The organism is Rhodococcus sp. NPDC058532 (assembly GCF_042719255.1).
Classification (GTDB): Bacteria; Actinomycetota; Actinomycetes; order Mycobacteriales; family Mycobacteriaceae; genus Rhodococcus_G.
This window is the reverse complement of sequence record NZ_JBHXNU010000005.1, coordinates 88,018-112,949: the sequence shown is the minus strand read 5'-3', so window position 1 is coordinate 112,949 and position 24,932 is coordinate 88,018. Positions and strand designations below refer to the sequence as shown.

The window sequence follows — 24,932 nt, the reverse complement described above, 5'->3', positions numbered from 1 at the left end:
TACGGACCCCGGTCATGACCTGTCCTTCAGGTGAACGACACAGGCGGACAGGCGAAAACGACTTCTTCGGCCGCTCCCGGACGGCCCGAACATGAAGACGAGGCCGACACCCGCGGGGCAATACGTCTGCCATGTGGTTGGGTCATGTTCGTGGTGTGGACCGACTGGGGTGTCCTGATGGCTGCCGCGCTCGCGGCGGGCTGGGTGGACGCCGTGGTCGGGGGCGGAGGGCTGATCCTGCTGCCGGTGATCCTGCTGACGATGCCGCAGATGTCGCCGCAGGAAGCGTTGGCCACCAACAAGTTGACCGCCGTCAACGGCACCGCCGCCGCCGTCGTCACCTTCGCGCGGAAGGTTCGCCTCGAATGGCGGCTGATGGTGCCTGCCGCACTGCTCGCCGCGGCGCTGTCCGCGGCGGGGGCGGCGACCGTGTCCCTGATCGACAAGGACCTGTTCATCCCGATCATCATGGGGTTGCTGATCGCGGTGGCGGTGTTCGTCACCGTACGCCCTACCGTGGGCACCACCCTCGCCCGGCACCGGCCGTCCCGGCCGAGGATCGTCACCACCGTCCTCGTCGCCGCGGGCGCTCTCGGCTTCTACGACGGACTGTTCGGCCCCGGGACCGGCACGTTCCTGATCATCACGTTCGCGGTGCTGCTCGGCACCGAATTCGTGCGCAGCGCCGCGATGGCGAAGGTGATCAACCTCGGCTCGAATGTCGGTGCGCTCGCCTACTTCGCGGCCACCGGCCACGTGTGGTGGGCGCTCGGCCTTGCGATGGCGGTATGCAACGTGATCGGTGCGGTCCTCGGTGCCCGCACCGCGCTGGCGCGGGGCGCGGGGTTCATCCGGATCGTGCTGCTCGTCGTCGTGGTGGTGATGGTGGTCCGGCTCGGGTGGCAGCAGTTCGGGTGAGAGTTCGGATAGGTTGACCGGGTGGCCGCACACGACGTCGATCCGGACTTCCTCACCCTGCCGTTGTCGGCACTCACCGACGCGGCGCTGACGGCGGCGCGGGCCGCGGGCGCCACCCACGCCGACCTGCGGGTGCATCGGCTGCGCACCCAGTCGATCCGGCTGCGCGACGGCGCCGTTCAGTCGGTGTCCGACGCGGACGAACTCGGGCTGGCGGTCCGCGTGATCATCGACGGCACCTGGGGTTTCGCGTCGCACGCCGAGCTCACCGCGGACACCGCGGCCCGGACGGCGAGGCGGGCGGTGGAGGTCGCGCTGGCGCTGCGATCCCTGAACCGGGACCCCGTCGACCTCGCAGACGAACCGGTGTACCGGGACGCCGTGTGGGTGTCGGAGTACGACGTCGACCCGTTCGCGGTGCCGACCGCCGACAAGGTGGCCCTGCTGGCCGACTACTCGGGGCGACTGTCCGCCGCCGCGGGCGTCGACCACGTCACCGCCAGCGTGTTGCAGGTCAAGGAGCAGACCTACTACGCGGACCTGGCCGGCTCGCGGATCACGCAGCAGCGGGTGCGGCTGCACCCGGAACTGGAGGCGACCGCGGTCGACGCGGCGGCGGGTAGCTTCGAGACGATGCGCACCCTCGCTCCCCCGGTCGGCCGCGGGTGGGAGGCCCTCACCGGCACCGGCTGGGACTGGGACGACGAGCTCGCCCGGATCCCGGAGTGGCTGGCGGAGAAGGTGACGGCGCCGACCGTGACGGCGGGGCCGACGGACCTGGTGATCGACCCCAGCAACCTGTGGCTGACCATCCACGAATCCATCGGGCACGCCACCGAATACGACCGGGCAATCGGCTACGAGGCCGCCTACGCGGGCACCTCCTTCGCGACCCCCGACCTGCTCGGCACGCTGCGGTACGGAACCCCGGTGATGCAGGTGACCGCGGACCGCACCGAGGCGCACGGGCTGGCCACCGTCGGCTACGACGACGACGGTGTGGCCGGGCAGCGTTGGGACCTGGTCCGGGACGGTGTCCTCGTCGGCTACCAGCTGGACCGGGTGTTCGCGCCGCGGCTCGGGTTGTCCCGGTCCAACGGCTGCTCCTACGCCGACTCCCCGCATCACGTGCCGATCCAGCGGATGGCGAACGTGTCGCTGCGACCCGACCCCGACCGGGACACCAGCACCGCGGATCTGATCGCCCGCGTCGAGGACGGCATCTACGTCGTCGGCGACAAGAGCTGGTCGATCGACATGCAGCGCTACAACTTCCAGTTCACCGGCCAGCGGTTCTACCGGATCCGTGACGGCAGGCTGGACGGGCAGCTGCGCGACGTCGCCTACCAGGCGACGACCACCGACTTCTGGGGGTCGATGGAGGCGGTCGGCGGGCCGTCGACGTGGCGGCTCGGCGGCGCCTTCAACTGCGGCAAGGCGCAGCCCGGACAGGTGGCCGCCGTCAGCCACGGCTGCCCGGCCGCGCTGTTCCGCGGCGTCAACGTGCTCAACACCCGAACCGAGGGGGGCCAGTGATCGCCGCACAGGAGCTGATCGAGCAGGCGTTGGCCCTGGTCACCGTCGACGAGGCGATCGTCCTCGTCACCGACGCCGCCGAAACCTCGCTGCGGTGGGCGGGCAGTTCGATGACCACCAACGGGGACGCACGCTTCCGCAGCTGGACCGTCGTCGCGATCGTCCGCGACGGCGGCACGGCCCGCGTCGGGTCCGTCACCTCGTCCAGCGTCGACGCCGACGCCGTCGCAGCGGTCGTGCGGTCCGCGGAGGAGGCCGCCCGCACGGCCCGGCCGGCCGAGGACGCGATGGACCTGATCGGCCCGTCCGGCACCCCCGACCCCGGCTGGGCCGACGGACCTGCCGTCACCGGGGTCGAGGTGTTCGGTGGGCTCGCGGACGCGTTGGCCGCGGGATTCGACCGCGGGACAGCCGGATCCGATGCGGCCGACCGCCTGTACGGCTTCGCGCACCACCAGCTGCACTCCACCTGGCTGGGCACCACCACCGGGCTGCGGCGCCGGTTCACGCAGCCGACCGGGTCGGTGGAGATCAACGGCAAACGCGGCGACGCCAGCGCCTGGGTCGGGGCGGGCACCGTCGACTTCACCGACATCGACGTGCCGAACCTGTTGGCGCAGTTGAGCACCCGCCTCGACTGGGCGGGCAGCACCGTGGACCTGCCCGCCGGACGCTACGAGACGCTGCTTCCGCCGTCCGCGGTCGCGGACCTGATGATCTACCTGATGTGGACGATGGAGGGGCGCGGCGCGCAGGAGGGGCACACCGCCCTGTCCCGGGCCGGCGGCACCCGGGTCGGGGAACGCCTGACCGGGCTGCCGCTGACCCTGTTCTCGGACCCGCACTCCCCCGGACTCGAGTACACACCGTTCGTCACGGCGGCCGGATCGAGTGAGTCGGTGTCGGTGTTCGACAACGGCATGGATGCCGGGCGGGTCGACTGGATCCGGGACGGGACGATCACCGCGCTCGCCTATCCGCGGCACGCGGCCCGCGAGTTCGGTGCGCCGGTCGCGGTGCCCGGCGAGAACCTGCTGCTGACCGGCGGCTCCGACGCGACGATCGACGCGATGATCGCCGGCACCGAGCGCGGCCTGCTCCTGACCACCCTCTGGTACATCCGCGAGGTGGACCCGGCGACCCTGCTGCTGACCGGCCTGACCCGCGACGGGGTGTACCTCGTCGAGGACGGGCGGGTGACCGGCGCGGTGAACAACTTCCGGTTCAACGAGAGCCCCCTCGACCTGCTGCGGCGGGTCACCGAGGCGGGCGCAACCGAGGCGACGCTGCCGCGGGAGTGGAAGGACTGGTTCACCCGCACCGCGATGCCGCCGCTGCGGATCCCGGACTTCCACATGTCCTCGGTGAGTGCCGCGCAGTGAGTATCGAGATCCGGCTCGCCGACGACGCCCGCTGCCCGTGCCTGAGCGGCGAGACCTACGGGAACTGCTGCCGTCGCTACCACCGCGGCGGGGTCGACGCGCCGACCGCGGAAACGCTGATGCGGTCCCGGTATTCCGCGTTCGCGGTCGGGGACGCCGACTATCTGCTGCGCACCTGGCATCCGAGCACCCGTCCCGCATCGCTCGACCTCGACGGCGAGCAGCGGTGGCTGCGCCTCGACATCCTCGGCAGGTCCGGGGGTGGCCCCCTCGACTCCGCGGGCACCGTCGAGTTTGAGGCGCACTACCGGTACGGGCGGGCGCGGGAGTCCCTCCACGAGCACAGCCGGTTCGTCCGCGAGCATGGGAAGTGGTGGTACGTCGACGCGTTGGCGTGACGGCGGGCACGCTGTCGTTCGACACGGCAACCACCTCCCCGCCGTCACCGCGTTTGTCGCGGATACTGGCGCCATGAGTTGGTCCGCTGGAGTTCGCGCCGCCATCACCGCTGCGATCGTCGCGACCGCCACCGCGGTGCCGCCGGTGCTCCCGGCCGCGGCCGCCGCCCCGGCGCAACCCGCGGTGCGATACGTCGCGCTCGGCGATTCCCGCGCCGCCGGGCCGTCGCTGGATCGGGTCGCGGACACCAACGGGTGCCAACGCTCGGACCTCGGCTATCCGAACCTCGTCGCGCGGGGGCTGAACACAAGCTCGTTCCGCAACCTGTCCTGCACCGGCGCCCGCACCGAGCACGTGACGACGACGCCGCAGCCGACGTCGGGTGGTGCGGTGCCCCCGCAGATCGCGGGGCTGCCGCCGGACACCACCCTGGTGACCCTCAGCATCGGCGGGAACGACATCCGCTGGCCCACCCTGGTTTCCCGGTGCTACGCGGCGGCCCCCGGCGGTGACGCGGGCTGCCGCACCGATCCCGCCCTGGCGCGCGATGCGATGGCGGCGCTGGCGGACCTCGGCCCGAGGGTGTGGTCGACGCTCGCCGCGATCCGGGCGAAGGCGCCAGCCGCCCGCATCATCCTGGTCGGGCACGGCGGGATCGTCGGGGACCGCGGATGCTGGCCGAGCCTCCCGATCAGCGACCCCGACGCCGTCTGGGTCAATGGATTCTTCGCGATGCTGGGCGGGGTGCTGGCGACGGCGGCAGCGACGGCCAGCGCCGAGTACGTCGACGTCGCCGTGTCCTCGCGCGGGCACGACGGGTGTGCCGCACCCGACCAGCGGTGGTTCGAGGGACGCCAGGCCGGCCCGTCCGCGAGCCCGCTGCACCCGAACGCCGCGGGGATGCGGCACATGGCGGATCGGGTGCTTGCCGTGGTGCGCGGCTGAGCATTGCGCCCGCCTGCCGCGTCGCGGGGACCGGAGTAGCGTTCGAATCGGTCGCGGCAGGTGGTGATGGACTGGTTCGGCGTCGGGTATCTCGGCCGGTGGCTCTTCACGGAGGGGCTCGCGGTCATCTACCTCGTCGCGTTCGTCTCCGCGGCGCGCCAGTTCCGGGCGCTGCTCGGCAGCCGGGGCATGCTGCCGATCCCCGACCACCTGGCTCGATCGTCGTTCCGCCGGACGCCGAGCATCTTCCACTGGTACTACTCGGACCGCTGGTACGCGGCGGTCGCGTGGGCGGGGGCCGCGCTGGCCGCGGTCACCGTTGCCGGGGTGACCGCGGGACTGCCGCTGCCGCTGTGCATGGCGGTGTGGCTGCTGATGTGGGTGGCGTACCTGTCGATCGTCAACGTCGGCCAGCTCTGGTACGGCTTCGGGTGGGAGTCGCTGCTGCTCGAGGCGGGGTTCCTGGCGATCTTCGTCGGCAACGCCGACATCGCGGCGCCGATCACGATGATGCTGCTGGTGCGGTGGCTGCTGCTGCGCCTCGAGGTCGGTGCCGGGCTGATCAAGATCCGCGGCGACCCGTGCTGGCGGCGCCTGACCTGCCTGTACTACCACCACGAGACGCAGCCGATGCCGGGACCGCTCAGCTGGTACTTCCATCACCTGCCGCGACCGTTGCACCGGGTGGAGGCGGCGGGCACTCACCTCACCCAGCTGGTGGTGCCGTTCCTGCTGTTCGCGCCGCAGCCGATCGCCGCCGGAGCGGCGGGCGTGCTGATCGTGACCCAGTTGTGGTTGGTGGCGAGCGGCAACTTCGCGTGGCTGAACTGGCTGGCGGTGGTCCTCGCCTGCTCGGTGCTGCCGGACGAGGTGCTCGGTCCGATCCTGCCGATCGACGTCCCCGAGCCTGCCCCGACGCCGACGTGGTTCACCGCGAGCACCCTCGTCGTGGCCGCGGGGGTGGCGGTGCTCAGCTGGTGGCCGGTCCGCAACATGGCGGGGCGCCATCAGCTGATGAACGCCTCGTTCAGCCCGTGGCATCTGGTCAACACCTACGGCGCGTTCGGCACGGTGACCCGGGTGCGTACCGAGATCGTCGTCGAGGGCACCGCGGACGACGCCGTCACCGACACCACGGTATGGCGCGAGTACGAGTTCCGGGGCAAGCCCGGCGACCCGCGCCGCAGGCCCCGGCAGTACGCGCCGTATCACCTGCGGCTGGACTGGCTGATGTGGTTCGCCGCGATCTCGCCGAGCTACGGGGACCGCTGGTTCGGCGGGTTCGTCCGGCGCCTGCTCGAGAACGACCCGGACACGCTGACGCTGCTGCACCGCAACCCGTTTCCCGACCACCCGCCGCGTCTCGTGCGGGCCCGGCTGTTCGAGTACCGGTTCACCGACCGCGGCACCCGGCGCGCCACCGGGCGCTGGTGGGAGCGGGAGCTGATCGGCGTGTGCCTGCAGCCGGTGAGCCTGGCGCGTTTCGGGCGTTCCTGACCGCGTCGGTAACCTGGCGGTGTGTCAGATTCCTCGGGTGTGCGTCTCGACAGCTGGGTGTGGTCGGTGCGGCTGTTCAAGACCCGCTCCGCGGCCGCGGCGGCCTGCCGGTCCGGGCACGTCCGGGTCAACGGGTCGTCCGCCAAGCCCGCCCAGCTGGTTCGGGTCGACGACGAGATCCGGATGCGGGTCGGGGGCCGGGAACGGATCGTGGTCGTTGCCCGGCTGATCCGGAAGCGGGTCGGGGCACCCGAGGCCGCGCTCTGCCTGATCGACCGGTCTCCCCCACCGCCGCCGCGTGAGGTGCTGCTCGCGGTGCCGCAGCGGGACCGCGGAACCGGCCGCCCGACGAAACGTGAACGGCGCGAACTAGATCGGTTGCGCGGGTTCAACGAGGACTAGGCGCACCGTCGAGCGCAATCATTCGCCCATTTCGTCACTCCTGGACCCGTGTCCATGTCATGCTTCCCGCCGCCGCTGGCGCCCGCCGCGGCATGGACGGCAGTGAGCGAGGTGCGGTTGATGTTCGATCAGGTCGGCAGTCGACGGGAGCGGAGGCGCGGACCGAGGCCGGTGCGCGCGGCCGCGGTGGTGGCTGCCGCGTGCACCGCGACCGGGATCCTCGGCGCGGGCGGGGTGCACGCCCAGCCCACCGCGAGCACCGGGTGCGGCGTCGCGAACGGGCACACGACGTGCGCGTACGACAGCCTGCACGGGATCGAGGAGTACTTCCTCGACATTCCGGCGGACGTGGTGTCGGTGCATGTGATCGCCGAGGGCGGCAGCGGTCGGGGCGCGCAGGGCGGTCGCGGCGCGATCGTCGAGGGCGACGTGTCCGTCACCCCCGGCTCGAAGCTTTACGTGGTGATCGGTGACGGCGGCGGCACCGGGGCGAACAGCGGCGGCGGCTACTCCGCGGTGAGCACCGTCCCCCTCGACGAGGGCCCGGCCGCGCTCGCCGCCCGCCTCGTCGTCGCCGGCGGTGGCGGCGGATCCGGCACCGGCGCGGGCGGCGATGCGGGCGCCACAGCTCCCGGTGGCGGATCCGCGGGCACCGACGCCGCGGGCGGGGCGGCCGGCCCCGGCGGCACCGCGGGCGCGCTCGGCGCGGGCGGCACGGGCGGCACGGGCGGTGGCGGTGGCGGTGGCCTGTACGGCGGTGGCGGCGGCACCGCGGGCGGCGGCGGTGGATCGTCGCTGGTTCCCGACGGCGGGTCGATCAAGCTGTCCGCGCCCGGGTATCGCGCCAAGCTGTCGATCTCGTACACCTCGGAGTCCGCCCTCGGGAGCAGTTCCGGAAGCGCCGACTCCGGCAGTGCGGGCAGCTCGGATTCGGGCAGTGCGGGCAGCTCCGGCACCGGCAGCGCGGGCAGCTCCGACCTGTTCGGCAGCAGCTGACCCCGGACCGCACCGATCGACCGCGGCCGCCATCCCCCTGGGTGGCGGCCGCGAGGCGGTTACGTGCACGGGTCAGGCGGCGGTGACCGCCAATCCGACCGTGCCGGTTCTGCCCCGGCGCAGCAGGCTGCCCTTCATCGTCAGCCACCCGAGGATCCCGTACCGTTTCGCGATGGCGTCGCGCGCATGGTCGCTGCCCGAGAGGTCGAGGATTTCGGCGCTCGCCTCGACGGCCGCGCCCTTCGGGTTGCCGCGGGCGTCGCACGCGGCGACCGTGACCCGGGGGTTGCGCCGGATCCGCTTGACCTTCCACGACTCGGTGACCGTCCACATCAGCAGCCGGTCCCCGTCCGCCGCCGCCCACAGCGGGGTCGGCACCGGCGTACCATCGTTGCGGAACGTGGTGAGCAGGACGTACTTCGCCGCGGCGACGTCGCCGAATGAGGCACTCATGACAGCATCCTAGGGGCTGTGGTCCCGGTCACCGGGACGCCGTCCGTGTGAGATTCCGTAAAACCCTACTTTGGCCAGGTGCAGGCGTGGGGGTTTCGGCTTGCGGGAATTTCCTTTGACTGACGGCAGACGGGTATCACGTGACAACAACAGACCAGATCCGGGCCGAGGAGGCGCCGGGCAGCGGCCGCCGCAGCGGCTGGTATGACCGGCAGCGGCCGGCCTGGGTGATCATCGCGGTGCTCGTCGCGGTGGAAATCATCAGCGCGTTCGAGACCTCGATGGTGTATGCCGCGATCCCCACGTTCATCACCGAGTTCAACAGTGACGCCGCGACCGTCGGCTGGGCGGTGACGGCGTTCCTGCTGGTGGCGGCCGCGTCGGCGGCGGTCTGCGGGCGCCTCGGCGACATGTACGGTCGCGAACGCGTGCTGGTCGTGCTGCTCGCCGCCGCCGCGGTCGGGTCGGTCGTCAGCGCCGTCGGCGACAGCATCGGCTGGATCATCGCCGGGCGCGCCATCCAGGGTGTGGCCGGTGCGATCCTGCCGCTGTGCATCGGCCTGGCCCGCGAACACCTGCCCGCGGCGCGGGTCCCGGTCGCGGTCGCGATCATCTCCGGTTCCGCGGTCGCCGCCGGTTCCGCCGCGCTGCTGATCGCGGGCATCATGCTCGACCACGCGACCTGGCACATGATCTTCGTCGTCGCCGCGGTGTACGCGGTCGGCGCGATCGCCCTCGTCGTGTTCGTGCTGCCGTGGCGCAGGCCGACCGGGACGCGGGAGACCGTCGACTACGTCGGCGCCGTCGCGTTCGTGCCCGCGATCGCCGCGGTCCTGCTCGGTGTCAACAAGTCCACCACCTGGGGGTGGACCGATCCCGCCACGCTCGGCCTGGTGCTCGGCGGCGTCGCGGCGCTGGTGCTGTGGGTGCTGTGGGAACTGCGCACCACCTCGCCGATCGTCAACATCCGGCAGTTCTCGAACCGCAAGTTCTCGCTGACGATGCTCGCGACGTTCGCGATCTCGATCGGCCCGATCGGCGTGACCACGATGATCATCCCGATCGTCCTGCAGTCCCCGACCGACGCGCCGATCGGTCTCGGCCTGACCCCGACCAACGCCGGATGGCTGTCCTTCGCCGGGTCGATGTTCGGATTCGTCTGCACCCCGCTCAGCGGCCGGATCGCCGCCGCCGTCGGCGCCCGCGCCTCGATGCTCCTCGGCAGCGTCCTGTTCCTGATCGGCAACCTGATGCTGTTCGTCTTCCACGATTCCGTCGTCGGCATGATGATCATGGTCATCACCGTGTCGGTGGCGACGGCCTTCGCCTACACCGCGCTGCCGAACCTGCTCGTCGAGGCGGTCCCCGAGCACTCCACCAGCGAGGCCACCGGAACCAACGCCGTCATCCGCACCGGCGGCAGCGGCATCGGTGTGTCGATCGCGACGATGATCCTCACCAGCACCGCACTCTCGAGCGGCCTGAACACGACCAGCGGCCTGAACGCGATCGTCGCGATGCTGACGGTGACGTCCATCGCCGCGATCGGCTTCACCCTGCTGATCCGCCGCGGCAAGGCGACCATCGCCTGACGCCGTGGTGTGACCCGAAAAGGGGCCGAACCGGAATTCCGGTTCGGCCCCTTTCGGCTGTGTCCGCCGGGTCAGCGGTCCTCGAGGTCGCCCTCCGACTCGAGGTACACCTGCCGCAACCCGGCGAGGACCTCCGGATCGGGCTCCTCCCACATCGTCCGCTCCACCGCCTCGAGCAGACGCTCGGCGATCCCGTGCAGCGCCCACGGGTTCGACTTCTCCATGAACTCGCGGTTCTGCTGGTCCAGCACGTACGTCTGCGCCAGCTTCTCGTACATCCAGTCCGCGACGACATTGGTGGTGGCGTCGTACCCGAACAGGTAGTCCACCGTCGCGGCCATCTCGAACGCGCCCTTGTAGCCGTGCCTGCGCATCGCCTCGAGCCACCGCGGGTTCACCACCCGTGCCCGGAACACCCGGGCGGTCTCCTCGGACAGGGTGCGGGTGCGGACCGCGTCCGGCCGGGTGCTGTCCCCGATGTACGCCTCCGGATCCTTCCCGGTCAGCGCGCGGACGGTGGCGACCATGCCGCCGTGGTACTGGAAGTAGTCGTCGGAGTCGGCGATGTCGTGCTCGCGGGTGTCGGTGTTCTTCGCGGCCACCGCGATCCGCCGGTACGCGGTGCGCATGTCGTCGCCCGCCGGGGCACCGTCGAGGCCGCGACCGTACGCGTAGCCGCCCCACGTGGTGTACACCTGCGCCAGGTCGGCGTCGTCGCGCCAGTTCTTCGAATCGATCAGCTGCAGCAGGCCCGCGCCGTAGGTGCCGGGCTTGGACCCGAAGATGCGGGTGGTGGCGCGCCGCTCGTCGCCGTGCTCGGCGAGGTCGGCCTGCGCGTGCGCGCGGACGAAGTTCCGATCGGCAGGCTCGTCGAGGGCGGCGACCATCCGGACCGCGTCGTCCAGCAGGGCGAGGACGTGCGGGAACGCGTCCCGGAAGAAGCCGGAGATGCGGACGGTGACGTCGACTCGCGGGCGACCCAGCTCGTCGAGCGGAATCACCTCCAGCGAGGTGACGCGCCGCGACGCCTCGTCCCACACCGGCCGCACACCGAGCAGCGCGAGCACCTCGGCGATGTCGTCGCCGGAGGTGCGCATCGCGGAGGTGCCCCACACGCTCAGGCCCACCGACGTCGGGTACGCGCCGTGGTCGGCGACATACCGGGCCAGCAGCGATTCCGCCATCGCCTGCCCGGTCTCCCACGCCAGCCGCGACGGGACCGCCTTCGGGTCGACGGAGTAGAAGTTGCGGCCGGTGGGCAGCACGTTCACCAGCCCCCGCAGCGGCGACCCGGACGGCCCGGGTTCGATGAACCGGCCGTCGAGGGCGCGCAGCACCTGCTCGATCTCGCGTCCGGTCCCGCGCAGCCGCGGCACCACCTCGGTGGCCGCGAACTCGAGCACCGCGACCACGTCGCCGCCGTGCTCGGCACCGATCTCCTTGGCCCGCGCGGGATCCCAGCCGGCCGCCTGCAGGGCGGCGACCAGGCCGTGCGCGGTCTCCTCGATCTCGTCGACCCGGCCGCGGTTCTCGTCGCCCGCCTCGCTGAGGCCGAGCGCCTCCCGCAGGCCGGGGACGGTGCGCTCGCCGCCCCACATCTGCTTTGCCCGCAGCACCGCCAGCACCAGCTCGACCTCGGCGTCCCCGTCCGGGGCCTGCCCGAGGATGTGCAGCCCGTCCCGGATCTGCACGTCCTTGATCTCGCACAGCCACCCGTCGACGTGCAGCAGCATGTCGTCGAAGACGTCCTCCTCGGGGCGTTCGGCGAGCCCGAGGTCGTGGTCCATCTTCGCCGCCCGCATCAGCGTCCAGATCTGCTGCCGGATCGCGGGCAGCTTCGCCGGGTCGAGCGCGGAGATGTTGGAGTGCTCGTCGAGGAGTTGCTCGAGCCGGGAGATGTCGCCGTACGACTCGGCGCGCGCCATCGGCGGGATCAGGTGGTCGACGAGGGTGGCGTGCGCGCGGCGTTTCGCCTGGGTGCCCTCGCCGGGGTCGTTGACCAGGAACGGGTAGATCAGCGGCAGGTCGCCGAGGGCGGCGTCGGTGCCGCAGGAGGCGGACATGCCGAGCGTCTTGCCGGGCAGCCACTCCAGGTTGCCGTGCTTGCCGAGGTGCACGATCGCGTCCGCCCCGAACCCGCCCGCCGCGGTCTCCGCGGCGAGCCAGCGGTACGCGGCGAGGTAGTGGTGGCTGGGCGGCAGGTCCGGGTCGTGGTAGATCGCGACCGGGTTTTCGCCGAACCCGCGCGGCGGCTGCACCATCAGCACCACGTTCCCGACCCGCAGCGCGGCGATCACGATCTCACCCGCCGGGTCGGCCGACCGGTCCACGTACAGTTCACCGGGCGCGGCACCCCAGTGCTCCTCGACGCCCTCCCGCAGGTCCGCGGGCAGGGTGGCGAACCACTCCCGGTAGCGGGCCGCGGAGATCCGGATCGGGTTGCCCTCCAACTGCTCCGCGGACAGCCAGTCGGGGTCCTGTCCGCCCGCGGCGATCAGCGCGTGGATCAGCGCGTCGCCGTCGCCGGACTCCAGTCCGGGCAGCGCGTCCTCGCCGTCGCGCGGCCCGAGGTCGTAGCCGGCCTCCCGCATCGCGGTCAGCAGCGCGATCGCGCTCGCCGGGGTGTCCAGGCCGACCGCGTTGCCGATCCGGGCGTGCTTGGTCGGGTACGCGGACAGCATCAGCGCGATCTTCTTGTCGGCGTTGCGGAGGTGCCGCAGCCGCGCGTGCCGCACCGCGATCCCGGCGACCCGGGCGGCGCGCTCCGGGTCGGGGACGTAGGCGGTCAGGCCGTCCTCGTCGATCTCCTTGAACGAGAACGGCACCGTGATGATCCGGCCGTCGAACTCCGGCACCGCGACCTGCGTCGCCACGTCCATCGGGGACAGTCCGTCGTCGTTCGCCTCCCACCCGTCGCGGCTGCCGGTCAGGCACAGGCCCTGCAGGATCGGGATGTCGAGCGCGGCGAGCGCGGTGACATCCCACGACTCGTCATCCTCGCCGGCGGACGCTCCCGCCGGCTTGGTGCCGCCAGCGGCGAGGACGGTGACCACCATCGCGTCCACCGTCGACAGCAGTTCGAGCAGCTCCGGTTCCGCGGTGCGCAGCGACGCGCAGAAGATCGGCAGCGGGGTCGCGCCCGCGTCCTCGATCGCCCGGCACAGCGCCTCGACGTACGCGGTGTTCCCGGCCAGATGCTGCGCCCGGTAGTACAGCACCGCCACCGTCGGCGTCCCCGCCTGGTTCCCTAATGTCACATTGGGGTCCGTCAAGTGACCCGATGTGACATTAGGGACCGTGCGGTCGAGGACACCCCAGTTAGGCAGGTGCACGGCAGGCTCGAAGCCGTGGCCGGTGAGCAGCACGGTGTCGGACAGGAAATGGTGCAGCTGGCGCAGGTTCTCGGCGCCGCCCTCCGCGAGGTAGGTGTGCGCCTCCGCGGCGATGCCCGCCGGGACCGTCGAGCACTCCATCAGCTCGGCGTCCGGGGCGAGCTCGCCGCCGAGCACGACGGTCGGCAGCCCGGACGCGAGGACCGCGTCGATGCCGTCCTCCCAGGCCCGGCGGCCGCCGAGAATCCGGACCACCGCGAGGTCGACGCCGTCGAGCAGGCCGGGGAGGTCGTCCACGAGCAGCCGGGCGGGATTCGCCCAGCGGTAGTCGGCGCCGCTGGCACGGGCGCTGAGCAGGTCGGTGTCGGATGTCGACAGCAGCAGGATCACGCAGGCCTCCTCGGGGTTTCGCGCCCCGTTCGGATTCGGTTCGGTTCGGTTCTGCGGCAGTGGAGGGTCTGACTTCCCGGCCGGGTGACCGGGTCACAGTGGCGCGACCGCACCGGAGTTCCACCGGCTTCCTCGTGCACTGCCGCATTCGCCGGTGATGGTACCGGCCCACGCCGCTCGCCCCGCAGGCTCCGCCCCGTACCCTGGACGGCGATGTCCGGTTCCGATGATCCCCGCTCCCGCCCCGACGCCTGCCCGGGAGCGCTCCAGGTGCACCGGGCCGCGGACGGCGCCCTGTCCCGGGTCCGGTTGCCCGGCGGCACGATCACAGGCCCGCAGCTCCAGGTCCTCGCCGACGCGGCCCGCGACCTCGGCGCCGGTGAACTCGAACTCACCTCCCGCGGCAACATCCAACTGCGGGCCGTCACCGACCCCGACGCGTTCGCGGACCGGCTCGCCGCGGCGGGGCTGCTGCCGTCGGTCAGCCACGAGCGGGTCCGCAACATCCTGGCCACCCCGCTGTCCGGGCGGATCGGTGGGTTCGTCGACGTCCGCGGCTGGGTGGCGGACCTCGACGCCCGGCTGTGCGCCGACCCCGACCTCGCGGACCTGCCGGGCCGGGTGCTGTTCACGCTCGACGACGGGCGCGGCGACGTCACCGCGCTGGGCGGCGACCTCGGCCTGCACGCCGTCACCCCGGCCGAGGTGGCGCTGATCCTCGCGGGCCGCGACCACGGGATTCGCCTGCCGGTCGGGGACGGGGTCGCGACCTTGACCGCCGCGGCGCGGGTGTTGCGGGAGATTCGCGGAACCCGGTGGCGGCTGCACGAGGTCGACGACGGGCCGCGCCGCGTGCTCGATCTCCTTGGCCTGGCGCCTGCGGCGGCGGCGCTCGACCTGGCAGCCGACTCCCCCGGTCCGATCGGGTGGCTCGACCAGCCCGACGGCCGGGTCACGCTCGCGGCGGGCCTGCGGTACGGGGTGCTGCCTGCGCGGTTGGCGGACTTCCTGGTCGCGGTCGAGCATCCGATCTCGGTCACCCCGTGGCGGTCGGTGCTGCTGCACGACCTCGACGAGGGTGTCGCCGAGCAGGTGGTTCGGGTGCTCGCGCCGATGGGGCTGATCTTCGATGCCGAGTCGCCGTGGCTGCAGGTCACCGCCTGTGCGGGACGCCCCGGCTGCGCGAAGTCGCTGGCCGACGTCCGCGGCGACGCGACCGCGGCGGTGCAGTCCGGTGACCTGCCCGCCCCGGGCCGCCAGCACTGGTCCGGGTGCGACCGCCGGTGCGGCCGCCCCCGCGGTGAGGTGACCGACATCGTCGCCACCGGTGACGGCTACCGGGTGGATCCCCCGACACCCTGACCCCATATCGTGGAACACATGACCGAGTACATCCGCGACGGCGCCGAGATCTACCGCCAGTCGTTTGCCACGATCCGGGCCGAAGCCGACCTGACGGGGTTTCCCGCGGATGTCTCGCAGGCGGTCGTGCGGATGATCCACGCCTGCGGTCAGGTCGATCTGACCACCGATGTCGCGTTCACCCCCGGTGTGGTGTCCACGGCCCGCCGGGCGCTGCGCACCGGCGCGACGATCTTCTGTGACGCCACCATGGTCGCGTCGGGGGTGACCCGGAAGCGGTTGCCCGCCAAGAACGACGTCGTGTGCCTGCTCGGCGACCCGCGGGTTCCGGTGATCGCCGAGCGACTCGGCAACACCCGGTCGGCGGCCGCGCTGGAACTGTGGGGACCGAGGCTCGAGGGCGCGGTCGTCGCGATCGGCAACGCACCCACCGCGCTGTTCCACCTCCTCGACATGATCGACCAGGGCGCACCGAAGCCGGCGGCGATCATCGGCTGCCCGGTCGGGTTCATCGGCGCCGCCGAATCCAAGGAGGACCTGATCGCCCGCGCCGGCGACATCGACTACCTGGTGGTGCGGGGCCGGCGCGGGGGCAGCGCGATCACCGCCGCCGCCCTCAACGCGATCGCCAGCGAGGTCGAGTGATGGCCGGCACCCTCTACGGCATCGGACTCGGGCCCGGCGACCCGGAACTGGTGACGGTCAAGGCCGCCCGGATCATCGGCGAGGCCGACGTGATCGCGTTCCACTCCGCCAGGCACGGCCGCAGCATCTCCCGCGCCGTCGCCGCCCCGTACCTGCGGGACGGGCAGATCGAGGAGCACCTCGTCTACCCGGTGACCACCGAGACCGTCGACCATCCCGGCGGCTATCAGGGCGCCATCGACGACTTCTACGCCGAGGCCGCGGCGACCCTCGCCGCGCACCTTGCGGCGGGTCGCACCGTGGCGCTGCTCGCGGCGGGCGACCCGCTGTTCTACAGCTCCTACATGCACATGCACAAGCGGCTGTGCGACCGGTTCGACGCGGAGGTGATCCCCGGCGTCACCTCGATCAGCGCCGCGTCCGCGGCGCTGGGGGTGCCGCTCGTCGAACGCGACGAGGTGCTCACCGTACTGCCCGGCACCCTGCCCGCGGAGGAACTCACCCGCCGACTCCGGGAGACGGACTCCGCGGCGATCCTCAAGCTGGGGCGCACCTTCCCGACCGTGCGGCGGGCCCTCGCCGATGCCGGTCGGCTCGCGGAGGCGTCCTACGTCGAACGTGCCAGCACCGCCGGGCAGCGGGTGCAGCCGCTCGCCGACGTCGACGAGACGGCGGTCCCGTACTTCTCGATCGCGATCGTGCCCAGCCCGTCGAACAACCCGGCCGCGCAGATCCGTCCGGGCTCCGGTGAGGTCGTGGTCGTCGGGCTCGGGCCCGGTGATGACGCGTGGACCACCCCGGAGGTGCGGGACGCGGTCGCCGGCGCCACCGACATCGTCGGCTACACCACCTACGTGAACCGGGTGCCGGTGCGGCCCGGGCAGCACCGGCACGCCAGCGACAACAAGGTCGAATCGGAGCGGGCCGCGATGGCCCTCGATCTCGCGAAGCGCGGCGCCCGCGTCGCCGTCGTGTCGTCCGGTGACCCCGGCGTTTTCGCGATGGCAGCGGCGGTCGTCGAGATGGCGGGCGACGAGCAGTGGCGGGACGTGCCGGTGCGGGTGCTGCCCGGGTTGACCGCCGCGCACGCCGTCGCCAGCCGGGTCGGCGCCCCCCTCGGCCACGACTACGCGATGATCTCGCTGTCGGACCGGCTCAAGCCGTGGGACATCGTCGCCCAGCGGATCTCCGCGGTCGCGGCCGCCGACATGGCAATGGCGATCTACAACCCGGCGTCCCGCTCGCGGACCTGGCAGGTCGCGGCGATGAAGGACCTGCTGCTCGAGCACCGCTCCCCCGACACCCCGGTGATCGTCGGCCGCGACGTCGCGGGCCCCGAGGAGAGCGTCCGGATCGTGCCGCTCGGCGACCTCGAACCGTCCGAGATCGACATGCGGACCCTGCTGATCGTCGGCTCGTCGCAGACGGCGGTCGTCGAGTCGGGCGGTGAGCGGAAGGTGTTCACGCCGCGCCGCTACCCGGGCTGAGCGGGCCCGGCGCCGTCTCGCCGGCGGCCCGGGAAGAATTTTTCCGGGCGGTGTCGAATCCGGTGGGCGCCGTTCGACTCACAGGTAGACGGCGGGGACAGGCCCCGCCGGACACCCAAGGAGTCATCATGCCCCGCTACCTGTCCCTCATCCGCGTCGACGAGCGCACCAGCCCGGCCGACGGTCCGAGCCCCGAACTGATGGAACGGATGGGGGCGCTGCTCGAGGAGATCACCAAGGCCGGGGTCATGCTCGAGACCCAGGGCCTGACACCGAGCTCGGAGGGCACCCGCGTCACCTGGTCCGGTGGTCAGCTCAGCTACACCGACGGCCCGTTCACCGAAAGCAAGGAGGTGGTCGGCGGCTACGCGATCATGCAGTGCAAGGACAAGGCCGAGGCACTCGAATGGTCGCGGCGATTCCTGCAGGTTCATGAGGAGTATTGGACGATCACGCTGGAGCTGCGGCAGATCGCCGAGGAGTGAGCTTGCGAACTCCGCATTTGCACCGAGGAGTGAGCTTGCGAACTCCGCATTTGCACCGAGGAGTGAGCTTGCGAACTCCGCGTTTGCACCGAGGAGTGGGCTCTTGACCGGTCCCCACGGGTCTGCTGTCATCGGACCCGTGGGGACGCCGCCGGTGCACGAGGTCGTCGAGACGGTGTTCCGGATCGAGTCGGCCCGGATCATCGCGGCCGCCGCCCGGATCGTGTGCGATGTCGGGCTGGCCGAGCAGGTCGCGCAGGACGCCCTCGTCGCCGCGTTGGAGCAGTGGCCGGTGCGCGGGATTCCGGATCAGCCGGGTCCGTGGCTGATCTCCACCGCCCGGCATCGCGCCGTCGACCTGGTGCGCAGGGAGCAGAACTATGCCCGCAAGCTCGCCGAGGTCGGGCGGACGCTGGACGAGCAGTGCGCGCCGGAGCCGACCGACCCGGACGCGATCGATGACGACCTGCTGCGGCTGATCTTTGTTGCCTGCCATCCGGTGCTGTCGACGACGGCCCGGATCGCGCTCACCCTGAAGCTGCTCGGCGGTCTGACCACCGGTGAGATCGCCCGCGCGACGCTCAGCGCCGAGGCGGCGGTCGCACAGCGGATCGTGCGGGCCAAGCGTGTTCTTGCGGCGCGTCGGGTGCCGTTCGAGGTGCCGACGGGTGCCGAGCGCGCCGCCCGGCTGTCGTCGGTGCTGGAGGTCATCTACCTGATCTTCAACGAGGGCTACTCGGCGACCGCCGGTGACGACCTGCTGCGGCCTGCGCTGTGCGAGGAGTCGCTTCGGCTGGCCCGGGTGCTGGCGGCGTTGCTGCCCGCCGAACCCGAGACGCACGGGCTGCTGGCGTTGCTGAGCCTGCAGGCGTCCCGCAGCGGCGCGCGGGTCGACGCCGCCGGGGCGCCGGTGCTGCTCGCGGACCAGGACCGGGGCCGCTGGAATCGGCTGCTGATCCGGCTCGGCATGGAGTCGTTGCTGCTGGCGGGGACGGGACCGTATTCGCTGCAGGCGGCGATCGCAGCCTGCCATGCCAGGGCCGCCCGCTTCGAGGACACCGACTGGGCGACGATCGCGGTGCTGTACGAGCGGCTGTACGCGGTGTCCCCGTCCCCGGTGGTGCTGCTGAACCGGGCGGTCGCGGTGGCGCAGGCGGACGGGCCGCGGGCGGCGCTGGTGCTCGTGGACGCGCTCGCCGACGACCCGGCGCTGCGCGGCTATCACCTGCTGGCCAGCGTCCGCGGCGACCTGCTCGCCCGGCTCGGACGCGACGATGCCGCCCGCGCCGAGTTCGTCCGGGCCGCCGACCTGACCCGGAATCGGGCCGAGCGTGCCCTGCTGCTGCGGCGCGCCGATGCGGTGGGCGATGCCGACGGTCGGGGCCGGTCGGGCGGGGCGGGTGTGCGCTGAGTCAGGAGGGCGCGGCGCTGCCGTCCCAGTGGGCACGGGCGGCGGCGAACAGGTTGACGCACACCGCGACGAGGTCGTCGGGGTCGTCGCGGCTGCCGTCCATCAGCCAGTCGACGAGGAGGTGGTTGACGCCGCCGACCAGGGCCGTCGCGGTCAGCTGCTGGGTGCGTCCGGGCGGTTGGGTGCCGCCGGCCGCCCAGATGGTCAGCACGGTGTCCACGAAGTCGCGCAGCACGCGGTGGCGGCGCCGCTCCATGTCCGGTGAGACGCCGACGACCTCGATGAGCACCACCCGCGCACGGCGCGGGTCGACGGTCAGGTGTCGGATGAAGGCCTCGAGTCCGGCCGCGGTGAGTGCGTCGAGATCCGGTCCCTCCTTGCCGAGTGCGGCGAGGGTCGCCGCGTGCATCGCCGCGGACAGGTCGTCGTACAGCGCGGCGAGGCAGACCTCCTTGGTGGGGAACGACTCGTAGAAGGAGCGCTCGGTGACGGCGGCGCCGCGGCAGATCTGCTTGATCGACGTCGGCGCATAGCCTGCGGTGCCGAACTGCTCCAACGCGGAGTCGAGGATCGCGGACCGGCGTGCCCGTTGCCGTTCGTCGGGGGCGAGACCGGAGTACCGGCGGCCGGGTGGTTTCGGGTCCGGGTGCGTCACGTCGGATCCTGTCATGGGTCTTCCCTTCCTGCCGACGAGGTGCAATGCTAGCCGCCAGACCATTGTGACAATCTGGATTGTCGGATGCCCGGGCGGGCATGCGGGCGATCCGAGAGGTGGGGCGGCACGTCATGACGACAACACTGGCCGGGCGCATCGTTGCGGTCACCGGCGGCGCGCAGGGCATCGGGCGGGAGATCGCGCGCCGACTGGCGGCGGACGGCGCGCGGGTGGCGATCGGCGACCGTGACCTCACCGCAGCCCGTGAGACCGCCGCGGCGCTGCAGGGGCAGGTCCGCGCCTTCGCCCTCGACGTGACCGACACCGAATCGTTCCAGGGGTTTCTGGCCGAGGTCACCGAGGCGTGGGGGCCGCTGGACGTGCTGGTGAACAACGCCGGGGTGATGTGGGTGGGAGCCTTCGACACCGAACCCGAGGCCGCGACCGACCGGATGCTCGCGGTGAACCTGCACGGGGTGATCCGCGGTGTTCGCCTGGTGGCGCCGGGGATGCGCGCCCGGGGCAGCGGCCACATCGTCACCGTCGCCTCGGCCGCGTCCCGGCTCGCACCTCCCGGCGAATCCACCTACGCCGCAACCAAGCACGGCGTCCTTGGCTACCTCACCGGCGTTCGCGAGGAGTTGCGGGGCAGCGGGGTGCAGGTCTCGGTGATCATGCCCGGCGTCGTCGACACCGAACTCGCCGTCGGCACCGACAGCGGCGCAACCGCCCGACTGCATCCCGGCGACGTCGCCGCTGCCGTGGCGCGGGTGCTGCGGCGGCCGCGCTTCGAGGTCACCCTCCCGGCCACGATCGGGTTGCTGGTCCGGGTCACCGGGCTGCTGCCGCAGGCGCTGCGCGACCGGGTGCTGCGCCGCACCGTCCCCAACCAACTGAGGGCCGCGCGCCGCCCGGGCATCCGCGAGAGCTACGAACGCCGCGCCCTGACCACCAGCAACGACCCGGAAGGCACCCGATGAGCAGCTCCGACTCCGCCGCGCTCCGTCCGATTCCCGAGTTCGACGGCGTCCACCAGATCTGGCCGCGCGGCAAGCGACTCGAGGCGATCCGCGACGCGGCGTCGACCTACCGGGAACGCTTCCTGAACCAGGGGCAGGTGCGTGCGGTCAAGAGTGTCGACATCGCCGCGGCACCGTACCCGGCGCGCTTCGCGTTCCAGGGGTACTCCGTCAACGTCAACCCGTTCATCTCGATCATCAACCGGATGTTCGTGATCCAGTTCGACGGCTTCGACGGCACGCTCAAGACCCTGGTGTGGGAGCCGACCGTGGCGGCGGGGTCGGCCGAGGCGCCGTTTTACGACAAGCTGCAGCGCTTCGCCCGCCGGCTCGGCCTGGAGTCGGCATTCGTCGACTACTACAACGACCCCGACCAGGTTCTGCCCCGGCTCGGGCTGACCAACGCCGACGTGGACTACATCAGCTTCGACCACCTCCACGTCCAGGACCTGCGCATGATCCTCGGCAGCAGCGAGCCGATCGACGGCGAGACGGCGCCACGACAACCGCTGTTCCCCAACGCAAAACTGCTCGTCCACCGCAAGGAACTGGGCACCTTCGACGCCATGCACCCGATGCAGTGGGCCTGGTACGTCGAGGACGGCATGCGCGGCGTGCCCGAGGACCGCCTCGAGGTCTTCGACGGCGACGTCGAGCTCGGTGTCGGCGTCAGCCTGCTGTGGACGCCCGGCCACACCGACGGCAACCACTCGCTGGTCGTCAACACCCCCGACGGGGTGTGGGTGTCGTCGGAGAACGGGATGGCCGCCGACAGCTGGCAACCCGAACTCTCCCGGATCCCCGGCGTGCGCCGCACCGCCGCGTTCTACGGCCGTGAGGTTGTCCTCAACGCCAACACCCTCGAGGACTCCCTCGACCAGTACGACTCGATGGTCAAGGAGAAGACGCTGGCCTCCCCCTCCCCGCGCAATCCCCAATGGCGGCAGGTCATCCCGTCCTCGGAGTGCGCGAACCGGAAGCGGCAGTGGCCCGTCGTGCCCACCTACAGTCACGGTGGGCTCGACTACGGCACCATCACCGTCCCCGCCCGACCTACGACCGTGCCGGGCACCGCCCCGGAACCCGGGTGATCGCGGTGCCGCGCTCGTTCGCGGCGTCGGCGACGATCTGGGCGTCCCGGGTCTTCGTGCGGCCGACGCTGTGGCTGCTGCCGTTGCGTTCGTCGGTCGGGGTGCTCGGCTATCGGTTCACGCAGGTCGTCGCGTGCCGGATGTGGCGTGCCCCGATGCTCCCGCACACGCCGGTCGATGCCGCCGGGCCCGGAGGCAGGACCGCCGGAGAATGGGTGGGCGGGCAGCCGGCGCCCGGCAACCGGCTGATCTACTACATCCACGGCAGCGGCTACATCAGCTGCAGCCCGGCGACGCACCGCGGCCTGGTGTCGGAACTGTCCCGCAGGCTGCGTCGCCCCGCCTACGCGGTCCGCTACCGGCGCGCGCCGAAACACCGCTTCCCCGCCGCCCACAACGACGTGCTCAACGGCTACCTGTGGTTGCTCGACCAAGGGCACCGGCCCGGGAACATCGTCGTGATGGGCGATTCGGCGGGCGGCCACCTCGCCCTCGGGCTCTGTGTCCAACTGCGCCACCTCGGCGTCGACCAGCCTGCCGCGGTGATCGGATTCTCCAGCCTCGTCGACCCGACCTGGCAGCTGGCCCGGGCCAACGGCAGGCACGTGTGGGACCAGTTCGTCTCGGCGCGCACCGGTCGGCGGATCACCCACACCTACCTGGTCGACGCGGACCTCGGTGATCCGCGCCTGGACGTGCTGAGCGCGGTCGGACCGGATCTGCCGCCGATGCTGCTCCAGGCGGGCGGCAGCGAGATTCTCGGGTCGGACTCCGCGCACTATGCAGCGGCCCTGCGGGCATCGGGCGGGCGATGTGAACTCGAGGTGTGGTCCGGGATGTTCCACGTATTCCAAATGGGATATCCGCGGCTGCCCGAGGCACGCAACGCCCTCGACCGGGTCGAGCGGTTCGTCGAGGGTATCGACGCCTGCGACGGTGTGCCGGCCTGACGATCACGCATCACGCCCGGCGAACTCGCATCAGCAGGCCCGCGGGCCCGCCGAGCGAAGGTGGGTGACGCCGCCGACGACGTGCCCGCGGCCGCCAGCACCACTGCAGCGGGTGGATTGGATGGGGCGGGTCGCTGACACCGCCACGTCGCTCGACTCGAGGTCCATCCAGACGAACCGGTTCCTCATCGGTCTTCCATTCTGCTGCGCTACCCGACCACCCGGTGGGTCTAACGTGAGGCGATGACATCAGACGCCCTGCTCGACCACGCCGGAACGGATGCCCATCTCACCGTCCGGGAGGTCGCCATCGAAAGCGGCGTGACGTCGTCCGCCGTCCGCTTCTACGAGAAGCACGGCGTCATCCGTGCGGTGCGCACGGCGGGCAACCAGCGCCGGTTCGATGATTCCGCGGCCTGTCGCATCCTGGTCGCCAAGCTCGCGCAGCGCGTCGGGCTGACGGTCCGGGAGATCGCCGAACTCTTCGAACAACTGCCCGTGGACCGCCATCCCGACGCGCGCGACTGGGATCGGATCGGCGCCAAGCTGGTCAACGAAGCCGAGCACCGCGTCACCCGCCTCAAGTCGCAACTCGCCGGCCTGAAATCCGACACCACCCTGTGCGAGATGGGTGCGCACACTGACGGGTGACGCTCGCGCGGAATGGGCTTGACTTCAACATATGTTGAACCTGCATCGTCTTCTGCATGAACGAACAGCGACCTGATGCACGTGGTACGGCCTCACCTGCTGACGTGATTGCCACCGGAGTTGATCCCGGCTTGCCGCCGGACATGATCGCGGACCTCGCCCGTCACGCTTCGATCATCGGGCTGGGAATGAGTACTCGCGAGGCACACGAGGTGCTCGCGTGTGTCTTCGAGACCACTCGGTCGCTCGTCGACGACGGCTTCACGACGATCGCGATCCTGGATTCCCCGCGCGTCGTCGCAGAATATGACGGGTACGTCATCGGGCAGCCGGTCGACCTCGAGCACACTCTCGATCAGGCGTGGGGGCCGTGGCGGAATGCGCAGTTCCGCGACGAGCTGATCCGCCTTCGGGCCCTCAACGCGACCCGACCGGTTGAGCGCCAGATCAGGTTCATCGGCATCGGCGCGTCCACGGTCGTCGCCGCCGACTACGACACCGTCGTCGAACTGCTCCGTGGCGTCGACCGACGCATCGCCGACGATGTCGAGCGGCTCCTCGACGTCATCCGCGTCGCCCACGACGGCGGTGAGCACGTGCAACGCGCCCGGGGGCTGCACCCGGGAGTGCCCTTCGTAGACCACGCCCGTGCCGCCCGAGCCGCGGCGCTCGGTGCACCTGACGGGCCGGCGCGCCGTGAGGCGCTGGCGCTGCTCGACGAGATCGTCGACCACCACGCTCACGCGCCCGGCTCGCCGCAGCGTGTCGCCGCTGAGCCCGATGCCGCTGAGCCCGACGGCGAGGCTGGCACTGCGCAACCAACGTTGTCCGTCGGGGGCTACGACATGGCGAGTGGCGAACGTGCGGCAGCGGAACGACTCATGCACTATCACGAGCGCACGGGAGCCCGAATCATCCTCTGGGAAGGGACGGCCCACATCGCCGCGCAACCGGCGGTCGCTCTCGGTCCCATGCTGGGCACGCACCTGCGTGCAGCACTCGGCAGCAAGTACGTCGCCGTGAACGTCAGCTTTGGGCGGGGCCGGATCGCCAGAGCCGACATCCCCGCACCGCAGGACGGATCTATCGACGCCCTACTCGATGTGGGCGGCACCGCCCGCGGCCTCATCCTGGGCACTGCGGCCCCGTTCGACGGTTCATGGGCAACCCGGATCATCTCCGGGTTGTATGACCCGACAGCCGACGGTGACCACTACATCCAGTTTCCTTCGCTACGCGAATCCTTCGACGCCGTCATCCACATCCCGACCGTCACCCCGACAGCACCCTTGCGCAGCGACTCCGTGTGAGCGCCGTGGTCCGCTTGCGGGGGA

General features: G+C 71.6%; 23 protein-coding genes and 1 riboswitch. Of the genes, 19 read left to right on the top strand and 4 right to left on the bottom strand.

Features of this window, described 5'->3' with window-relative positions; translation table 11 throughout:
• Positions 1 to 144: 144 nt before the first annotated feature.
• The 8 genes from ACFWQG_RS08430 (at position 145) to ACFWQG_RS08395 (ending at position 8,075) form a co-directional block, all read left to right on the top strand.
• On the top strand, positions 145 to 918 hold the full coding sequence (locus tag ACFWQG_RS08430) for a TSUP family transporter (RefSeq protein WP_378507143.1): 774 nt from the start codon (positions 145 to 147) through the stop codon (positions 916 to 918).
• Positions 919 to 939: 21 nt separating this feature from the next.
• A complete protein-coding gene (locus ACFWQG_RS08425) occupies positions 940 to 2,454 on the top strand; it encodes a TldD/PmbA family protein (RefSeq protein WP_378507142.1) in 1,515 nt (504 codons plus the stop codon).
• Positions 2,451 to 3,836: a metallopeptidase TldD-related protein gene (locus ACFWQG_RS08420; protein ID WP_378507141.1), complete on the top strand. Its 1,386-nt coding sequence runs from the start codon at positions 2,451 to 2,453 to the stop codon at positions 3,834 to 3,836. The genes ACFWQG_RS08425 and ACFWQG_RS08420 overlap by 4 nt, the downstream gene beginning before the upstream one ends.
• Positions 3,833 to 4,234, top strand: coding sequence for a YchJ family protein (locus tag ACFWQG_RS08415; protein WP_378507140.1), 402 nt, complete (start codon positions 3,833 to 3,835; stop codon positions 4,232 to 4,234). Before ACFWQG_RS08420 ends, ACFWQG_RS08415 begins: the two co-directional genes overlap by 4 nt.
• A gap of 73 nt (positions 4,235 to 4,307) precedes the next feature.
• Complete coding sequence (locus tag ACFWQG_RS08410) at positions 4,308 to 5,180, top strand: SGNH/GDSL hydrolase family protein (protein WP_378507139.1); 873 nt, start codon at positions 4,308 to 4,310, stop codon at positions 5,178 to 5,180.
• Positions 5,181 to 5,246: 66 nt separating this feature from the next.
• Positions 5,247 to 6,677, top strand: coding sequence for a lipase maturation factor family protein (locus ACFWQG_RS08405; RefSeq protein WP_378507138.1), 1,431 nt, complete (start codon positions 5,247 to 5,249; stop codon positions 6,675 to 6,677).
• A 21-nt stretch (positions 6,678 to 6,698) separates the two neighbouring features.
• A complete protein-coding gene (locus ACFWQG_RS08400; protein WP_378507137.1) occupies positions 6,699 to 7,079 on the top strand; it encodes an RNA-binding S4 domain-containing protein in 381 nt (126 codons plus the stop codon).
• Positions 7,080 to 7,199: 120 nt separating this feature from the next.
• Entirely contained in the window at positions 7,200 to 8,075 is an 876-nt protein-coding gene (locus tag ACFWQG_RS08395) for a hypothetical protein (RefSeq protein ID WP_378507136.1), read from the top strand.
• A 72-nt stretch (positions 8,076 to 8,147) separates the two neighbouring features.
• Here ACFWQG_RS08395 and ACFWQG_RS08390 read toward each other — a convergent pair whose 3' ends face one another.
• Complete coding sequence (locus ACFWQG_RS08390; protein ID WP_378507135.1) at positions 8,148 to 8,528, bottom strand: PPOX class F420-dependent oxidoreductase; 381 nt, start codon at positions 8,526 to 8,528, stop codon at positions 8,148 to 8,150.
• A gap of 227 nt (positions 8,529 to 8,755) precedes the next feature.
• On the opposite strand from ACFWQG_RS08390, the gene ACFWQG_RS08385 reads away from it, so the two are divergent.
• Entirely contained in the window at positions 8,756 to 10,120 is a 1,365-nt protein-coding gene (locus ACFWQG_RS08385; protein WP_378507280.1) for an MFS transporter, read from the top strand.
• Between the two features lie 71 nt (positions 10,121 to 10,191).
• On the opposite strand, the gene ACFWQG_RS08380 is transcribed toward ACFWQG_RS08385, so the two are convergent.
• Complete coding sequence (locus ACFWQG_RS08380) at positions 10,192 to 13,842, bottom strand: cobaltochelatase subunit CobN (protein WP_378507134.1); 3,651 nt, start codon at positions 13,840 to 13,842, stop codon at positions 10,192 to 10,194.
• Between the two features lie 66 nt (positions 13,843 to 13,908).
• A riboswitch (cobalamin riboswitch) is annotated at positions 13,909 to 13,974 on the bottom strand.
• A gap of 81 nt (positions 13,975 to 14,055) precedes the next feature.
• On the opposite strand from ACFWQG_RS08380, the gene cobG reads away from it, so the two are divergent.
• The 5 genes from cobG to ACFWQG_RS08355 all read left to right on the top strand — a co-directional run bounded on the left by cobG (position 14,056) and on the right by ACFWQG_RS08355 (position 19,232).
• Positions 14,056 to 15,204 (top strand): precorrin-3B synthase, encoded by a 1,149-nt coding sequence (gene cobG, locus ACFWQG_RS08375; RefSeq protein ID WP_378507133.1) that lies wholly within the window; start codon positions 14,056 to 14,058, stop codon positions 15,202 to 15,204.
• Between the two features lie 18 nt (positions 15,205 to 15,222).
• Positions 15,223 to 15,849 (top strand): precorrin-8X methylmutase, encoded by a 627-nt coding sequence (locus tag ACFWQG_RS08370; protein WP_378507132.1) that lies wholly within the window; start codon positions 15,223 to 15,225, stop codon positions 15,847 to 15,849.
• Positions 15,849 to 17,336 carry a precorrin-3B C(17)-methyltransferase gene (cobJ, locus tag ACFWQG_RS08365; protein ID WP_378507131.1) on the top strand — a complete coding sequence of 496 codons (1,488 nt, stop codon included), beginning with the start codon at positions 15,849 to 15,851 and terminating at the stop codon, positions 17,334 to 17,336. The genes ACFWQG_RS08370 and cobJ overlap by 1 nt, the downstream gene beginning before the upstream one ends.
• A 128-nt stretch (positions 17,337 to 17,464) precedes the next feature.
• Positions 17,465 to 17,821, top strand: coding sequence for a YciI family protein (locus tag ACFWQG_RS08360; protein WP_378507130.1), 357 nt, complete (start codon positions 17,465 to 17,467; stop codon positions 17,819 to 17,821).
• A 130-nt stretch (positions 17,822 to 17,951) separates the two neighbouring features.
• Positions 17,952 to 19,232 carry an RNA polymerase sigma factor gene (locus ACFWQG_RS08355; RefSeq protein ID WP_378507279.1) on the top strand — a complete coding sequence of 427 codons (1,281 nt, stop codon included), beginning with the start codon at positions 17,952 to 17,954 and terminating at the stop codon, positions 19,230 to 19,232.
• 1 nt (position 19,233) lies between these two features.
• Here the strand turns inward: ACFWQG_RS08355 and ACFWQG_RS08350 are convergent, their stop codons facing one another.
• A complete protein-coding gene (locus ACFWQG_RS08350) occupies positions 19,234 to 19,902 on the bottom strand; it encodes a TetR/AcrR family transcriptional regulator (RefSeq protein ID WP_378507129.1) in 669 nt (222 codons plus the stop codon).
• A 116-nt stretch (positions 19,903 to 20,018) separates the two neighbouring features.
• Here ACFWQG_RS08350 and ACFWQG_RS08345 point away from each other — a divergent pair, with 116 nt between their 5' ends.
• From ACFWQG_RS08345 to ACFWQG_RS08335, 3 genes are read left to right on the top strand one after another with little or no spacing between them, the layout of a single operon-like run.
• Positions 20,019 to 20,867 carry an SDR family oxidoreductase gene (locus ACFWQG_RS08345; RefSeq protein ID WP_378507128.1) on the top strand — a complete coding sequence of 283 codons (849 nt, stop codon included), beginning with the start codon at positions 20,019 to 20,021 and terminating at the stop codon, positions 20,865 to 20,867.
• On the top strand, positions 20,864 to 21,997 hold the full coding sequence (locus ACFWQG_RS08340; RefSeq protein ID WP_378507127.1) for a hypothetical protein: 1,134 nt from the start codon (positions 20,864 to 20,866) through the stop codon (positions 21,995 to 21,997). The genes ACFWQG_RS08345 and ACFWQG_RS08340 overlap by 4 nt, the downstream gene beginning before the upstream one ends.
• Positions 21,994 to 22,947 (top strand): alpha/beta hydrolase, encoded by a 954-nt coding sequence (locus ACFWQG_RS08335; RefSeq protein WP_378507126.1) that lies wholly within the window; start codon positions 21,994 to 21,996, stop codon positions 22,945 to 22,947. The genes ACFWQG_RS08340 and ACFWQG_RS08335 overlap by 4 nt, the downstream gene beginning before the upstream one ends.
• Positions 22,948 to 22,977: 30 nt before the next feature.
• Here ACFWQG_RS08335 and ACFWQG_RS08330 read toward each other — a convergent pair whose 3' ends face one another.
• Entirely contained in the window at positions 22,978 to 23,136 is a 159-nt protein-coding gene (locus ACFWQG_RS08330; protein ID WP_378507125.1) for a hypothetical protein, read from the bottom strand.
• Between the two features lie 54 nt (positions 23,137 to 23,190).
• Between ACFWQG_RS08330 and ACFWQG_RS08325 the strand changes: the two genes are divergently transcribed.
• The gene (locus ACFWQG_RS08325; RefSeq protein ID WP_378507124.1) at positions 23,191 to 23,598 is read left to right on the top strand and encodes a MerR family transcriptional regulator; all 408 of its coding nucleotides are present in this window, start codon (positions 23,191 to 23,193) and stop codon (positions 23,596 to 23,598) included.
• Positions 23,599 to 23,654: 56 nt separating this feature from the next.
• The gene (locus tag ACFWQG_RS08320) at positions 23,655 to 24,908 is read left to right on the top strand and encodes an erythromycin esterase family protein (RefSeq protein WP_378507123.1); all 1,254 of its coding nucleotides are present in this window, start codon (positions 23,655 to 23,657) and stop codon (positions 24,906 to 24,908) included.
• Positions 24,909 to 24,932 lie beyond the last annotated feature (24 nt).

Coding starts and splice junctions, on each gene's coding strand:
- ACFWQG_RS08430 (WP_378507143.1), top strand. CDS start 145: ATGTTCGTGGTGTGGACCGACTGGGGTGTCCTGATGGCTGCCGCGCTC.
- ACFWQG_RS08410 (WP_378507139.1), top strand. CDS start 4,308: ATGAGTTGGTCCGCTGGAGTTCGCGCCGCCATCACCGCTGCGATCGTC.
- ACFWQG_RS08405 (WP_378507138.1), top strand. CDS start 5,247: ATGGACTGGTTCGGCGTCGGGTATCTCGGCCGGTGGCTCTTCACGGAG.
- ACFWQG_RS08395 (WP_378507136.1), top strand. CDS start 7,200: ATGTTCGATCAGGTCGGCAGTCGACGGGAGCGGAGGCGCGGACCGAGG.
- ACFWQG_RS08390 (WP_378507135.1), bottom strand. CDS start 8,528: ATGAGTGCCTCATTCGGCGACGTCGCCGCGGCGAAGTACGTCCTGCTC.
- cobG (WP_378507133.1), top strand. CDS start 14,056: ATGTCCGGTTCCGATGATCCCCGCTCCCGCCCCGACGCCTGCCCGGGA.
- ACFWQG_RS08370 (WP_378507132.1), top strand. CDS start 15,223: ATGACCGAGTACATCCGCGACGGCGCCGAGATCTACCGCCAGTCGTTT.
- cobJ (WP_378507131.1), top strand. CDS start 15,849: ATGGCCGGCACCCTCTACGGCATCGGACTCGGGCCCGGCGACCCGGAA.
- ACFWQG_RS08360 (WP_378507130.1), top strand. CDS start 17,465: ATGCCCCGCTACCTGTCCCTCATCCGCGTCGACGAGCGCACCAGCCCG.
- ACFWQG_RS08350 (WP_378507129.1), bottom strand. CDS start 19,902: ATGACAGGATCCGACGTGACGCACCCGGACCCGAAACCACCCGGCCGC.
- ACFWQG_RS08345 (WP_378507128.1), top strand. CDS start 20,019: ATGACGACAACACTGGCCGGGCGCATCGTTGCGGTCACCGGCGGCGCG.
- ACFWQG_RS08340 (WP_378507127.1), top strand. CDS start 20,864: ATGAGCAGCTCCGACTCCGCCGCGCTCCGTCCGATTCCCGAGTTCGAC.
- ACFWQG_RS08330 (WP_378507125.1), bottom strand. CDS start 23,136: ATGAGGAACCGGTTCGTCTGGATGGACCTCGAGTCGAGCGACGTGGCG.
- ACFWQG_RS08325 (WP_378507124.1), top strand. CDS start 23,191: ATGACATCAGACGCCCTGCTCGACCACGCCGGAACGGATGCCCATCTC.
- ACFWQG_RS08320 (WP_378507123.1), top strand. CDS start 23,655: ATGAACGAACAGCGACCTGATGCACGTGGTACGGCCTCACCTGCTGAC.